The sequence below is a fragment of the Kitasatospora sp. NPDC032121 genome, assembly GCF_055580145.1.
Map to the genome: position 1 here is coordinate 385,499 of NZ_JBVILX010000006.1, position 13,615 is coordinate 399,113.

The 13,615-nt window shown below is 72.8% G+C and carries 11 protein-coding genes; 8 read left to right on the forward strand and 3 right to left on the reverse strand.

What is annotated here, in order from left to right; genetic code table 11:
• The first annotated feature begins 115 nt into the window (after positions 1–115).
• The 4 genes from ACZ5OX_RS19560 (at position 116) to ACZ5OX_RS19575 (ending at position 5,651) form a co-directional block, all read left to right on the forward strand.
• On the forward strand, positions 116–793 hold the full coding sequence (locus ACZ5OX_RS19560) for a serine/threonine-protein kinase (protein WP_465631371.1): 678 nt from the start codon (positions 116–118) through the stop codon (positions 791–793).
• A complete protein-coding gene (locus ACZ5OX_RS19565; RefSeq protein ID WP_465631373.1) occupies positions 742–2,130 on the forward strand; it encodes a serine/threonine-protein kinase in 1,389 nt (462 codons plus the stop codon). Before ACZ5OX_RS19560 ends, ACZ5OX_RS19565 begins: the two co-directional genes overlap by 52 nt.
• Before the next feature lie 596 nt (positions 2,131–2,726).
• Positions 2,727–4,364, forward strand: coding sequence for a M4 family metallopeptidase (locus tag ACZ5OX_RS19570; protein ID WP_465631375.1), 1,638 nt, complete (start codon positions 2,727–2,729; stop codon positions 4,362–4,364).
• Positions 4,365–4,724: 360 nt separating this feature from the next.
• Complete coding sequence (locus ACZ5OX_RS19575; RefSeq protein WP_465631377.1) at positions 4,725–5,651, forward strand: CPBP family intramembrane glutamic endopeptidase; 927 nt, start codon at positions 4,725–4,727, stop codon at positions 5,649–5,651.
• Positions 5,652–5,764: 113 nt separating this feature from the next.
• Here the strand turns inward: ACZ5OX_RS19575 and ACZ5OX_RS19580 are convergent, their stop codons facing one another.
• On the reverse strand, positions 5,765–6,742 hold the full coding sequence (locus tag ACZ5OX_RS19580; protein ID WP_465631378.1) for an ABC transporter substrate-binding protein: 978 nt from the start codon (positions 6,740–6,742) through the stop codon (positions 5,765–5,767).
• A 59-nt stretch (positions 6,743–6,801) separates the two neighbouring features.
• Positions 6,802–7,590, reverse strand: coding sequence for a MerR family transcriptional regulator (locus tag ACZ5OX_RS19585; RefSeq protein ID WP_465631380.1), 789 nt, complete (start codon positions 7,588–7,590; stop codon positions 6,802–6,804).
• Positions 7,591–7,792: 202 nt separating this feature from the next.
• Here ACZ5OX_RS19585 and ACZ5OX_RS19590 point away from each other — a divergent pair, with 202 nt between their 5' ends.
• The 3 genes from ACZ5OX_RS19590 to ACZ5OX_RS19600 are packed head-to-tail and all read left to right on the forward strand — an operon-like array spanning position 7,793 to position 11,261.
• The gene (locus ACZ5OX_RS19590; protein ID WP_465631382.1) at positions 7,793–9,367 is read left to right on the forward strand and encodes a flavin-containing monooxygenase; all 1,575 of its coding nucleotides are present in this window, start codon (positions 7,793–7,795) and stop codon (positions 9,365–9,367) included.
• A complete protein-coding gene (locus tag ACZ5OX_RS19595; RefSeq protein WP_465631384.1) occupies positions 9,364–10,359 on the forward strand; it encodes an alpha/beta fold hydrolase in 996 nt (331 codons plus the stop codon). The genes ACZ5OX_RS19590 and ACZ5OX_RS19595 overlap by 4 nt, the downstream gene beginning before the upstream one ends.
• Complete coding sequence (locus ACZ5OX_RS19600) at positions 10,356–11,261, forward strand: SDR family oxidoreductase (RefSeq protein ID WP_465631386.1); 906 nt, start codon at positions 10,356–10,358, stop codon at positions 11,259–11,261. The genes ACZ5OX_RS19595 and ACZ5OX_RS19600 overlap by 4 nt, the downstream gene beginning before the upstream one ends.
• 121 nt (positions 11,262–11,382) lie before the next feature.
• Here ACZ5OX_RS19600 and ACZ5OX_RS19605 read toward each other — a convergent pair whose 3' ends face one another.
• On the reverse strand, positions 11,383–12,783 hold the full coding sequence (locus ACZ5OX_RS19605) for an aminotransferase-like domain-containing protein (RefSeq protein ID WP_465631416.1): 1,401 nt from the start codon (positions 12,781–12,783) through the stop codon (positions 11,383–11,385).
• A gap of 85 nt (positions 12,784–12,868) precedes the next feature.
• Between ACZ5OX_RS19605 and ACZ5OX_RS19610 the strand changes: the two genes are divergently transcribed.
• A complete protein-coding gene (locus ACZ5OX_RS19610; RefSeq protein WP_465631388.1) occupies positions 12,869–13,531 on the forward strand; it encodes a LysE family translocator in 663 nt (220 codons plus the stop codon).
• Positions 13,532–13,615: the final 84 nt, after the last annotated feature.

The following is a 13,615-nucleotide window of genomic DNA, read 5'->3' on the forward strand; positions in this document are numbered from 1 at the left end:
GACAAGCGATGCTCAATTCCCGTTCAGACCTGCGCGACTGAGTCCTCGACATCCTCTGGCACACTGTGTGCCGACGACCCGCGGGGGCGGGGTCATGACACGGGGGAGCAGGGGTATGAGCGGCGCGGGCACCGTGCTCGGTGGGCGGTACGAGCTGGTCGAGAAGATCGGCGGCGGCGCGATGGGATCGGTCTGGGAGGCCGAGGACACCGTGCTGGCGCGGCGGGTCGCGGTCAAGATCCTGCGCTCGGAACTGCTGGAGGACGAGACCTCGGCCCAGCGTTTCCGCCGCGAGGCCCAGCTCGTTGCCGCGGTCGACCACCCCGGAGTGGTGGGCGTCCACGACTACGGCGAAAGCGGCGGCGACGGCGAGGAGCGCTGTGCCTACATCGTCATGGAGCTGATCGACGGCCGTCCGCTGGACCGGGTGCTCAAGGACACCGGCCCGATGGGCGTCGAGCGCGTCCTCGACCTGGTGGCCGGCGCGCTGGACGCGCTGCACGCCGCGCACCGGCGGGAGATCGTGCACCGGGACATCAAACCGTCCAACCTGATGGTGCGCGCCGACGGACGGGTGGCCATCACCGACTTCGGCATCGCCCGGGCGCTCGCCAGTACCAAGCTCACCGCCCCGTTCGCGATCATCGGCACCGCGCTCTACATGTCCCGGAGCAGGCCGAGGGCGCGGACCTCGGGCCGGCCACCGACCTCTACTCGATCGGTGTCGTCTGCTACGAACTGTTGGTCGGCCGGCCGCCGTACTCCGGTGACGGGCCGCTCCAGATCGCGCTGAAGCACGTCAACCAGCCGGTGCCGAAACTGCCGGACACCTTCCCGGTGTCGGTGCGGGCACTGGTCGCCAGGGCGCTCGCCAAGAAGCCCGAGGAGCGGTACGCGGACGCCGCCGCGATGGCGTCGGCGGCGCGTGCGGCCCGTGCGGCGCTCGCGGGGGAGGGAGGCGCCGCAGGCGCGCGGGTGCCCGGGAAGGCCGGCGCGGCCGACAGCGGGACCATCCCGTTGCGGCCCGGTGCGGGCGAGGGGGCTGCGGGCGGTGCCCGTGCGGCGGACCCGGCCGAGCGGGTCACGGCGGATCGACCCGAGGACCGGGCAGCGGAGCCGGCCGGGGGCGGTGCCGCGGTGGACCTGGCGAGGGGTGGCACCCCGGCGCCGGACGAGGTCGCGAAGGTGGGGCCGCAGGCGCCCACCGAACCCGGCCGACGGCGCTCGCGGCGCACCCTGCTGGTGCCCGTCGTCATCCCCGTCGTCATCTCGATGGGCACGGCGACCGTCCTGCTGATCGACCGCGGTGCCGGCGGCTCCGATGCCGCCCTGCCGCCAGGCGCGCAGCCGACCGTGGTGGTCACCGCCCCCGCGAACCCGGGCGGCGCCACGCCGGCGACCGCGCCCGCGACCACGACCGCGCCCGCCGCCCCGGCACCGACCGACACCCCGGCGGCCACCCCGGGGTCCGACCAGCCGGTGCCCGGCGCCGCCCAGGGCCAGCCGCAGCTCCCGGCCGCCCAGGTCCCGGCCGCCGGTCAGGGTGGCAGCGGCGGCCCGGGTGGCTCCGGCGGCAACCGGGCCGGCGGTACGGGAACGGCCGCGGGCGGGGCGTCGGCGGGTCAGGCGAACCAGCCCGGCGGCGGCAACCCGGCCAACCCGCCCGCCAACCAGAACCCGCAGCCCCCCGCCCAGACCACCGGCGCCCCGCAGAGCCCGAGCCGGCCCGCCTCCTGTGGCGGCAACAGCTGGGGCACCATCGTCAGCGTGAAGGACGGCCGCGCGATCGGCATGCGCGACGACAACCTGAACGGCGACAACCCGATCGTGGTCGGAGGTCACGCGCAGTACGGCTGGGTGCGTTCGACCAACCCCGGCTCGTGGATCCTCTTCAACGCCTGCAACAACGGCGGCCCGCTGATGGTCCAGACGATGGATGGGAAGGTCGTCCTGAACAGCGGATTCAGCTTCCTCACCAACTGGACGGTTCGCACGGGGAGTTCGACCGGCTCGTACACGCTTGGCGACTACCAGAACCAGAGCTGCATGACCAACAACGGCCCCGGCAGCGCGGTCACCATGGTCGCCTGCACCCCTGGAAACACCGCCCAGGAGTGGCGGCTCCAGTGACGGCCCAGGCCGCGCAGACCCGGGTTCAGGCCCGGCCACAGGCCCGGGCGCAGGTACGGGTTCAGGCCCGGGCGCAGGCACGGGCAGGGTGCAGGCGCGGGCCGATGCGCGCCGATAGCAGGAACTCATGAGGTGGGCAAGGGGGTTCGGGTGGCGGGACCTCGCCACCGGCGTGTCAAGGGACCGTATGGAATCTTCTACACACATGTAAAAGTCGATCGACGGTCGGCCGGGCGCACGAGTCACCCCGGCGTTCGGCGGGTGAGTGCCCGTAGGCGCAGGCGGTCGGCCGTCGCACGGGTCGAGGCCCGCGGTGGGATGTGGTGAATCGCCCCGGTATGCCCGTCGATTGGACGCCCTTTACCCAATGGCGGGACCTGGCCAATCGCTGAGCCAGACCTGTCAATTCATCTGCTGGATTGTCATGCTTCTGGTCATCCCCCGGCGGTAGCCCCACCCCCACCCCTCGGTGGCGAGCCGCTCGACTGCACGGGGTTCCCGCACGTCAGTGCCCGTCCCGCCCCACAGGTGCCGACCCGGCCCCCCGGGACGCGGTGCGACCGCGCCCAGACGCGGTTTCCCGGAAGGACTCGTACGTGAAGCGTAAGCTCGCGGCCGTCGCCGTACTCTCGGCCACGGCCCTGTTGACCGGTGTGATCCAGGTGAGCACCGCCGCCCAGGCCGCTCCCACCCCCTTGCTGCAGGCCCAGGCCGCCCAGCAGCACGCGACCGTGCTCAAGCTGGCGGCCGGTCAGGCCGGCCCGCTCGCCAAGGCGCTCAAGCTCGGCGACAAGGAGCAACTGGTCGCCAGGGACGCCGTGCTGGACAAGGACGGCACCCGCCACCTGCGCTTCGAGCGCACCTACGCCGGCCTGCCGGTGATCGGCGGCGACCTCGTCGTGCACCAGAAGGCCGACGGCTCGGTGAAGTCGGTCGACAAGGCGGTCGCGGCACGGATCGCGCTGCCGAACCTGACCCCGAAGCTCTCCGCCGACCAGGCCGTCACGGAGGTCACCGCGGCGGTCAGGGCCACCGTCGGGGTGGCCACCGATGCCGACGAGTCGCCGCTCACCGAGGTCCACCAGGCCGGCCGGGCCGAGCTGGTGGTCTGGGCCACCGACGGCAACCCCCGCCTGGCGTACCGCACCACCGTCGAGGGCCTGCGCGCCGACGGCACCCCGAGTCGTCAGATCCTGGTCACCGATGCCACCGACGGCCGCACCCTCGCCGGCCACGAGACCGTCCAGACCGCGGCCGGCAACGGCAACGGCGTCTTCGTCGGCCAGGTCCCGCTGACCACCGCCCAGAGCGGCTCGGAGTACCAGCTGAAGGACGACAGCCGTGGCGGCCAGTCCACCAGCGACCTCAAGAACGGCACCGACGGAACCGGCTCGCTGTTCGCCAACACCAGCAACAGCTTCGGCGACGGAACCGTCAACAACCGCGAATCCGCCGCCGTGGACGCCCAGTTCGGTGCCGCCACCACCTGGGACTTCTACAAGAGCACCTTCGGCCGCAGCGGCATCCGCAACGACGGCGTCGGCGCCCTGAGCCGGGTGCACTACGGCTCCAACTACGTCAACGCCTTCTGGGACGACAGCTGCTTCTGCATGTCGTACGGCGACGGCAGCAACGACACCGCACCGCTCACCGAGATCGACGTGGCCGGCCACGAGATGAGCCACGGCGTCACCGCGGCGACCGCCAACCTCAACTACGCGGGCGAGTCCGGCGGCCTCAACGAGGCCACCTCGGACATCATGGGCACGATGGTCGAGTGGTACGCCAACCTGCCCTCCAACCCGCCGAACTACTGGATCGGCGAGCTGATCAACCTGCGCGGCGACGGCAGCCCGCTGCGCTACATGGACCAGCCGAGCAAGGACGGCGGCTCGGCGGACTACTGGGACGCGAACGTCGGCAACCTGGACGTGCACTACTCGTCCGGGGTGGCGAACCACTTCTTCTACCTGCTGTCCGAGGGCAGCGGCGCGAAGACGATCAACGGGTTCAGCTACAACAGCCCGACGTACGACAACTCCACGCTCGCGGGCATCGGCCGCGACAAGGCCGCGCAGATCTGGTACCGCGCGCTGACCACGTACTTCACCTCCACCACCGACTACGCGGGCGCCCGTGCGGGCACCCTCAGCGCGGCGGCCGACCTGTACGGCTCGGGCAGTGCGGAGTACAACGCGGTCGCCGCCACGTGGACGGCGGTCAACGTCAACTGATCCGGACCGAGGTCAAGGCCCGGGCCTGAACCGATCAGGCCCGGCCCGGGGCAGTGTCGAGGCCCCGCCGGACCGTGGGTGCCGGCCGGCGGGGGAGTACGGCGGGGCGACGGTGAGCGGACCACCGTCGCCCCCGCTGTGTGACGCCTGACGATACGTCAATTTTCCTTCTCGTGCAGCTTTCGTGGTGACTCGCGGCACGACGGGTGGCGGGCGGCGGAGCGCGGGGCGCGACGTAGCACCTCTGCCGGGCTCCCGTACACCCAGAAAACTCGACCATCGCGGTGGTAGTGGACAACTACCGGGGGCGGCAGTGCACTTGGTTCCGGGAAAGGGCCCTAGGTCCGTAGCGTCCCCGACATGACGCTACTGACGCGAACCCCGACGAGCGCCGTCCGGCGGCGCGGCCTGCTGGTCTACCTGGTGCTCGCCTACGCCGGGATGTGGGCGGCGATGGCACCGCTGCTCGCCGACGGGTACCGGCGGGCCGACGCTCGGGAGGAGACCGGTGCCCTGGAGCAACTCTGCATCGGGGCCGCCATGCTGGCCCCGGCGCTGGCGGCGCTGCTCGTGGTCCGCTTCGTCGAGCGCGGCGGCGGAGTGCGGGAGGCGCTCGCGCTGCGCCTGCCCAGGCCGCGGTGGCGCGCGGTCCGGGCCTGCCTGCTGCCGCTCGGGGTGCTCGGCGGGCTGACGGCCGCGGCGCTGGTGCTCGGCGCCCTGGCGGGCAGCTACCCCTTCGCCGGCTTCGGCTCGCTGGACCCGGAGCGGGTCGGAGCGTGGGCGGTCCGGGGGGTGATCGGGATGGTGCTGTCGCTGCCGCTGTTCTTCGGTGAGGAGATCGGCTGGCAGGGCTTCCTCTTCCCCCGGCTGCTGCGACGCGGTGACGGTAGTGGTGGCGGAGGCGGCGGTGCGGGGGTGCTGGTGCGGGCGTACCTGCTCACCGGGACGGCCTTCGCGCTCTGGCACCTGCCGACGTTGCTGATGGGTGGCCAGTACCCGGGACGGCCCTGGTACCTGGCGGTGCCCGCGCTGACGGTGAGCTGTGTGCTCGTCGTGCCGGTCTTCACCTGGCTGAGGCTGCGCTCGGGGTCGGTCGTCCCGGCGGTGGTGGCGCACGCCTTCGCGAGCAGCATGAGCGTGTCGATGGTCCGGGAGTTCGCGGACCCCGACGCCGAGCTGGACCCGCTCACCATGTCGTTGGCGGGCTGGCCCGGCTGGATCGTCCTCGGCGGGTTCGTGGCCTTCCTCGCGTGCACCGGGCGGCTGGCGCCGGCGGGCGGTCGGTGACAGATGACGGAGTTCAGCTGACAGATGATGAAATCTGTCAGCTGTCATCTGTCGGCTGACATCTGAAATCCGGCACCCGGCACCCGGCACCCGCGCCCGTCGCCCGGCACCCGTCACCCGACCGTCGGCACGAGATCCCTGCGGATCTCGTCCAGGATCAGCCCGGCCCCGGTGTAGCCGATGCCGAGCATCCACAAACCGTCGTCCACCCGGAACACCCGCCCGCTCCTCACGGCGTCCAGGTTCTTCCAGAGCGCCCCTCCGGTGATCCTCCCCTGGTCGGACTTGGCCTCGTCCCCGTACACGGAGTAGAAGATGACGTCCGCCGCGGCCTGGTCCACCTGCTCGGGGCTGATCTCCATCGAGAAGCCGGTCTTGTCCTGGTTGGCGGGCCGGCCGAGCCCGAGGTCCTTGAGCAGGGAGCCGACGAAGGTGTCGTTCAGGTAGAGCCTGGTCGGCGCGCCCGCCAGGAAGCGGGCCATCTCGACCCGGGTGGCCGCCGCCCTGGCCGGCCCGCCGAGCGCGGTGACCAGGTCCCGGAGCTTCGCCCGGTACGCCGCGTCCGCCGCGTCGGCCTCGGCCGTCCGGCCCAGCGCCTCGGCGTGCAGCCGGACGTTCTCCTTCCAGGTCGGCCCGGTGGTCCGGGTGAGCACCGTCGGCGCGATCTTCGACAGTTCGTCGTACCGCTTGTCGTCGCGGACCTGGTTGCTCAGGATGAGGTCCGGTCGCAGTGCTGCGATCGTCTCCAGACTGGGCTGGCCGATGGCCCCGACGGGCTTCGTACCGGCCAGCCGTTCGGCGGGCAGGTAGGTGGGGAAGGCGGCACCCGCCGCGACGGTGGTGGCGCCGACCGGGTCGAGCCCGAGGGTGACCACCGAGTCCAGCGCGTCGCTGTCCAGGGCCACCACCCGGCTCGCCCGCGCCGGTACGGTGCTCTCGCCGCGCGCGTGCCGGACCGTCCGGGTCCCGCCGGTGCTGCCGGTGTCGCGAGCCCCGCCAGTGCCGCCGGCCCCGCACGCGGCGAGCACGAGCCCGGGGGCGATCCCGGCGGCGAGGCCGAGAGCGGTGCGGCGGCTGAGCGGTCGGGGCATCGACGGCACCTCCAACGTACGGGCGGGGCGCCGGAATCCCTGCCCGGACCGTGGCCCGGTTACGCCTCGGAGCCGTTCTCTCGTCGCTGGCGCAGGAGTTCGGCGTACTCGACGTGGACCCGCCGGTCCATCGCGAGGGTGAACTGGGCGTCCGCGACGGTCCGTGCCAGCGGCCGGACCCGAAGGATGCGCTCGGTGAGCCGGGCCGCCTCGCCGCGCGACAGCGGGGTGTCGGTGGCGAGCGCGCTGAGCAGGTGTTCGGTGACCACCTCGATGAAGATCTCGGCGATGGCGTCCACGTGCTCCCGGGTGCGGCGGCTCGCCTCCAGCACCGCCGAGAGCGGCACCCCCTCCGCCACCAACGCGGTGGTGGCGTCCATCAGCCGGCGGCTGACGTGGGTGATGCCGTCCTCCTCGACGGTGATGTAGCCCTGGGCGATCGACTCGGCGGTGTTCTCCTCGGTGAGCTGGTCGCCGAAGGCCGCCTTCAGCTCCTCCCAGTCCAGCCGCACCGGCGTTTCGTCGGACCACGGTGCGACGATCGCCGCCTCCAGCCCGATCAGCCCGGCGACGTCCCGCCCGCTCTCCCCGGCGCCGATCAGCTCGGCGATGCCGCCCAGGGTGTGGCCGCGCTCGAGCAGTTCGCCGATCATCCGCAGCCGGGCCAGGTGCTCCTCGCCGTACCAGGCGATGCGGCCCTCCTTGCGGGGCGGCTGAAGCAGTTTGCGCTCGCGGTAGAAGCGCAGGGTGCGGGTGGTGATACCGGCGGCCTCGGCCAGTTCCTCCACCCGGTACTCGCGTTTTCTGTCGCCCGCAGCAGCTCTGACCTTGTCCACGGCGATCAGCATAGGACCGTCGGCTCGGAAGGATCCCCGAACCGGAGCTGTCGTGCTTCTTCCATCCGGTGTCAGCAAGGGCTACCCTGCCAACGATGCCAGTGATTACTGGCGCGATTGGCGGGGTCCCGGAGGCGAGCCCCCGGGAGGTCCCGGGGCCGCAGACCCCCGGGAGAGCGCGACGATCACCGTCCCACCCTCAGGAGGTTGCCGCATGGCATCCAGCAGCAAGCGCCCCAGCTCCGGCGCGTCCGCAGCGACCGACACCGCCGCTGCGCAGGAGTCCGTCCCGCACGTCCGGGTGGCGGTGATCGGCTCCGGCTTCGGCGGCCTCGGCGCCGCGGTCCGACTGCGCCGCGCCGGGATCACCGACTTCGTGGTCCTGGAGCGCGCGGACTCCGTCGGCGGCACCTGGCGCGACAACAGCTACCCCGGCTGCGCCTGCGACGTGCCCTCGCACCTCTACTCCTTCTCCTTCGCGCCCAACCCCGACTGGCCGCGCAGCTTCTCCGGCCAGCCGGACATCCGCGCCTACCTGGAGAAGGTTGCCACCGTCTTCGGCCTCCGACCCCACCTCCGCTTCAACGCCGATGTGCTGGAAGCTCGTTGGGAGAGCGAGCGGACCCACTGGCGGATCACCACCTCGGCCGGCCAGTGGACCGCCGACGCCATCGTCTCCGCCGCCGGACCGCTCGCCGACCCGCAGATCCCCGACCTGCCCGGGCTCAGCGGTTTCCCCGGCAAGGTGTTCCACTCCTCCCGCTGGGACCACGACTTCGACCTCACCGGCAAGCGCGTCGCGATGGTCGGAACCGGCGCCTCCGCCGCCCAGATCATCCCGTCGATCCAGCCCAAGGTGGGCAAGCTGACGGTCTTCCAGCGCACACCGGCCTGGGTGCTGCCGCGCCGCGACCGCGAGATCACCCAGCTGGAGAGGTGGCTGCACGGCCGCCTGCCGGTCACCACCAAGATCCGCCGCGGCACCCTCTTCGCGCTCCGCGAGATCCAGGTGGACGCCTTCGTGCGCCGCCCCGGACTGCTGCGCCTGGTCCAGCGACTCGCCGAACGCCACATCGCCCAGGGCGTCCCCGACCCGGCGCTGCGCGCCAAGCTGACCCCGGACTACCGGATCGGCTGCAAGCGCATCCTGCTCAGCAACACCTACTACCCGGCGCTCGCGGCGGCCAACACCGAGGTCGTCTCCTCCGGCCTGCGCGAACTGCGCGGCTCCACCCTGGTCGCGGCCGACGGCAGCGAGCACGAGGTGGACGCCATCGTCTTCGGCACCGGCTTCCACGTCACCGACATGCCCATCGGTGCCCGGGTGTTCGGTGTCAACGGCACCAGCCTGGCGGAGGAGTGGAAGGACGGCATGGAGGCGCTGCGCGGCTCGACCGTGAACGGCTTCCCGAACCTCTTCTTCGTCATCGGGCCCAACACCGGCCTCGGCAACAGCTCGATGATCCTGATGATCGAGTCCCAACTGAACTACATGATCGACGCGTTGACCACGCTCGGCTCGATCGGAGCCGCCGCGATGCAGCCCACCGCGCGCGCCCAGCGGCAGTGGAACCTCGAACTCCAGCACCGGATGGACCGCACCGTGTGGACCACCGGCGGCTGCCTCAGCTGGTACCTCGACCCGAACGGCAAGAACACCGTGCTCTGGCCCGGCTCCACCACCTCGTTCCGCCGGGCCACCCGCAAGGTCGACCTCGGCGAGTACGAACTGATCATGCGCGCCGCGCCGACCGCCGCCCGCACCGCCGGCCAGGAGGTCTCCGCGTGAGTGGCGTCCACCTCCCCGAGGGGTACGAACCGCCGGTTCCGGAGGAGGAGTTGAGCATCCGATCGGCGGACGGCATCCGGTTGCACGTCGAGGTGCACGGCCGGCCCGGCGCGCCCACCGTGGTGCTCGCGCACGGCTGGACCTGCTCGACCGCCTTCTGGGCCCCGGTGATCCGCCGACTGGCCGACCGCTACCGGGTGGTGGCCTACGACCAGCGCGGCCACGGGCGCAGCGAGATCCCGCCGAGTCGGGCCCGCTACTCGACCCGGGCACTGGCCGAGGACCTCTCCGCCGTGCTCGCGCGGACCGTTCCGGCGGGCGAGCGGGCCGTGCTGGCCGGACACAGCATGGGTGGGATGACCATCATGGCTGCCGGCGGCCGACCCGACGTCGCCGAACGCACCGCCGCGGCCGTCCTGATCTCCACCGGGCCCGGCGACCTGGTGGCCGAACTCACCGTCCTGCCACCGGCCGTACGCTCCCCGGGACTGCGGCGCCTCCTGCACCGGCAGCTGCTGCGCTCCCGGATGCCGCTCGGGCCGGTCTCGCCGGTCAGCCGGGTGGCGCTCAAGTACGCGACCATGGGGCCCGGTTCGCCCGCCGGCCAGGTCGAGGCGACGGCCCGGATCGTGCACGCCTGCCTGACCGCCGTCCGCGCCAACTGGGCCGCGGTGCTGGACCGGCTGGACGTCCACGCCGGACTCGCCCGGCTCGCCGCGCCCACGGCGGTGGTGGTCGGCACCGCCGACCGCCTGACCCCGCCGGTGCACGCCCACCGGATCGTCGCCGAACTCCAGGACCCGCAGGGGCTGTTGCTGCTCCCCGGGGTCGGCCACATGTCGCCGCTGGAGCGCCCGGACGAGGTCGCCGCCGAGATCCACCGGATGGCCTCGGCGTACCTGGCCGCCGCTCCCGCCGCCGCTTCCGTCGCTGGTGCCGAGCCCGTCGGCACCGTTCCCGCTTCCGTCGACGAGAGGACCTCCGTCGCATGAACGCCATCCCGCCGCTGTCCGCGCAGGTCGTCGTCGTCACCGGGGCCGCGCGCGGCGTCGGCGCGTCGCTGGCCCGCAAGCTCGCCCGGCGCGGGGCCAAGGTGGCCCTGCTCGGGCTGGAGCCGGAGGAGCTGAAGGACGTCGCCGAGCGGTGCGGCCCGTCCGCCACCAGCTGGGAGGTGGACGTCACCGACCTCGAGGCGCTGGAGGACACCGCCCGCCGGATCAAGGAGCACTACGGGCGGATCGACACCGTCGTCGCCAACGCCGGGATCGCCATCGGCGGGCCGCTCGCCGACAGCGACCACAAGGCGTTCAGCCGGGTCATCGAGGTGAACCTGCTCGGCAGCGTGGCCACCGCGCGGGCCTTCCTGCCGGCGCTCGCCGAGAGCCGCGGGTACCTGCTCCAGATCGCCTCGCTCGCCGCGCTGACCCCCGCGCCGCTGATGAGCGCCTACTGCGCCAGCAAGTCCGGGGTGGAGGCCTTCGCCCACTCGATCCGTGCCGAGGTGGCGTACCAGGGGGTCAAGGTGGGTGTCGGGTACCTGAGTTGGACCGACACCGACATGGTGCGCGGGGCCGACCAGGACGCCGTGCTGAGGCAGATGCGATCCCGGCTGCCGTGGCCGGCGAACAAGACGTACCCGCTGGAACCCGCGGTGGAGCGGATCGTCGCCGGGATCGCCCGCCGGTCCGCCCACGTCTACGCGCAGGCCTGGCTGCGCGGGATGCAGCCGGTCCGCTGGCTGCTGCCGACCATGATCGCGGTGGTCGGCTCCCGGGACGTGGCCCGGCTCGCCCCCCAGCTCGCCGCCACCGCCGCGAGCCGCCTGCGCGCCGTCGGTGCAGGGGGCGCGGCGGACACGGAGGCCCGGGGGAGCCGGAGCGGGTCGGGCGGCTGACGGTTGACAGTCCGGCGGCCGGCGGCTGGCTGCGAACAGATGACAGCAGACAGATGACAGCGAACGGATCACAGCTGACAGATTTCGAAATCTGTCAGCTGTCATCCGTCATCCGTCTCCCCTAGCTCTTTCGCCGCCCTCCGCCGAGCCCCGCCGCGATCACCGCCAGCATCTCCAGTGCCCGCGCCAGCACCGGCAACGGCGGTGAGGCGAGCCCGACCCGGACGGCGGAGGGCGAGCGCCGGGGATCGACGGCGAAGGCCGCCGCCGGTGTGACCGACACCCCGGCCCGCGCCGCCTCCGCGACGAAGGCTTCCGCCCGCAGGCCCGGAGGCAGTTCCCACCACAGGTAGTACGAGCCCGGGTCGGACCGCAGCCGCTGCCCCGTCAGCACCTCGCGCGCCAGCAGCTGCCGGGCCGTCGCGTCGGCCCGCTTCGCGGCCTCCACCGAGGCCAGCGTGCCGTCCCCGATCCAGCGCACGGCCGCCTCCAGCGCGAAGCCGCTCGGCGCCCACCCGCCCGAGCGCAGCGCCCCCGCCACCCGCTCGCGCAGCGCCGCGGGAACGACCGCGAACCCGGTGGTCAGCCCCGGGGCGAGCCGCTTGGAGAGGCTGTCCACGAGCACCGTGCGCTCCGGCGCGAGCGCGGCCAGCGGCGCAGACCCCGGCCGGAGGAAGGACCAGACGGCGTCCTCGACCACCGTCAGGTCGAGCCGCCGCAGCACGGCCACGAGCGCCACCGCCCGTTCCCGCGGCAGGCTCACGCCGAGCGGGTTCTGCAGGCGCGGCTGGACGTACACCGCGCGCAGCGGACCGGCGGTCCGATGGGCGGCCGCGACGGCGTCCGGCAGCAGCCCGTGCTCGTCCATGGCCAGCGGCACCAGCACGATGCCCAGCCGTTCCGCCACCGCCTTGACCACCGGGTACGTCAGTTCCTCCACGCCCAGCCGCTGCCCGGGCGGCACCAGCGCGGACAGCGCCCCGGCGATGGCCTGCCGCCCGTTGCCGGCGAACAGCAGGTCCGCCGGGTCGACGTGCCAGGAGCCGCAGGAGTCACCGGAATCGCAGGCATCGCAGGAGTCACAGGCGTCGCAGGCGTCGACCGAGAGCAGTCCTGCGAACGCCCGCCGGGCCGCGCCCGTTCCCGCCGCGCCGACCGGCCGCAGCGCCTCGCCCAGCGCGTCCGGCCGCAGCAGCGGCGCCAGTCCGGCCGTCAGCAGCTCGCTCTGCCCGGGGACGGAGGGGTAGTTGAGCTCCAGGTCCACGGGGGTGGCGGACGGCTCCGCGAGCGCGACCCGGGCGCCGTCCGGTGCGTGGCCGGCCCGGACGAAGGTGCCGCGACCGACCTCCCCGACGGTCAGTCCGCGCCGGGCCAGCTCCCCGTAGACGCGCCCGGCCGTCGAGTCGGCGATTCCCCTGCTGCGGGCGAACGCGCGCTGGGTCGGCAGCTGTTGGCCGGGCCGCAGCCGCCCGTCCGCGATCTCGGCGGCGATCCGGTCGGCGAGCAGGCGGTAGTCGTCCATCGGGGTCGGCCCTCCAGCGGCTCGCATTGCACCGAGTGCAAAGTCATCATTGCATCGAGCCGACTGCCCGGCCTAGCCTCCTCGCATGGACGCCTTGACATCCGCCGTGGACGGCCGGGCCGTGCTCGGGATCGCCGCCGTCGCCCTGGGCATGGTGCTGTCGCCCGGGCCCAACATGATCTACCTGGTGTCGCGTTCGATCGCGCAGGGCCGCCGCGCCGGGCTGATCTCGCTGCTCGGGGTCGGGGCCGGTTTCCTGGTCTACCTGGTCGCCGTGACGGCGGGGGTGGCCGCGGTGTTCTCGGTGGTGCCCGTCCTCTACACCGCGATCAAGCTGGCCGGTGCCGGATACCTGCTCTGGCTGGCCTGGAAGGCGGTCAAGCCGGGCGGCACGGCGGTCTTCGCCCCGCAGCAGCTGCCGCCGGACCCGCCGCGCCGACTGTTCGCGATGGGCTTCCTGACCTGCCTGCTCAACCCCAAGATCGCCATCATGTACATCTCGCTGCTGCCCCAGTTCGTGGTCCCGGAGCGCGGTCACGTCGCCGTGCAGAGCCTGCTGTTGGGCCTGACCCAGATCGCGATCGCGATCACCGTCAACGGCCTGATCGCGGTGAGCGCGGGCAGCATCGCGGCCTTCCTCAACCGTCGCCCCGGCTGGCTGCGGATCCAGCGCTACGCGATGGGCACCGTCCTCGCCGGCCTCGCCGTGAACATCGCCGCCGACCGAGCCAAGGCCGTCGCTTCCTAATGTCGTTGTCAAGCCGTCTCGGTCGCTGGGGGTGTGATGTGGTAGCACCGTCTGTCACGAATCAGGGCCCAGAGAACGTTGACG

What these genes read in the sequence shown, in the direction of transcription:
- ACZ5OX_RS19560 (WP_465631371.1), top strand. Translation starts at nt 116, where the DNA reads ATGAGCGGCGCGGGCACCGTGCTCGGTGGGCGGTACGAGCTGGTCGAG.
- ACZ5OX_RS19575 (WP_465631377.1), top strand. Translation starts at nt 4,725, where the DNA reads ATGACGCTACTGACGCGAACCCCGACGAGCGCCGTCCGGCGGCGCGGC.
- ACZ5OX_RS19580 (WP_465631378.1), bottom strand. Translation starts at nt 6,742, where the DNA reads ATGCCCCGACCGCTCAGCCGCCGCACCGCTCTCGGCCTCGCCGCCGGG.
- ACZ5OX_RS19585 (WP_465631380.1), bottom strand. Translation starts at nt 7,590, where the DNA reads ATGCTGATCGCCGTGGACAAGGTCAGAGCTGCTGCGGGCGACAGAAAA.
- ACZ5OX_RS19590 (WP_465631382.1), top strand. Translation starts at nt 7,793, where the DNA reads ATGGCATCCAGCAGCAAGCGCCCCAGCTCCGGCGCGTCCGCAGCGACC.
- ACZ5OX_RS19600 (WP_465631386.1), top strand. Translation starts at nt 10,356, where the DNA reads ATGAACGCCATCCCGCCGCTGTCCGCGCAGGTCGTCGTCGTCACCGGG.
- ACZ5OX_RS19605 (WP_465631416.1), bottom strand. Translation starts at nt 12,783, where the DNA reads ATGGACGACTACCGCCTGCTCGCCGACCGGATCGCCGCCGAGATCGCG.
- ACZ5OX_RS19610 (WP_465631388.1), top strand. Translation starts at nt 12,869, where the DNA reads ATGGACGCCTTGACATCCGCCGTGGACGGCCGGGCCGTGCTCGGGATC.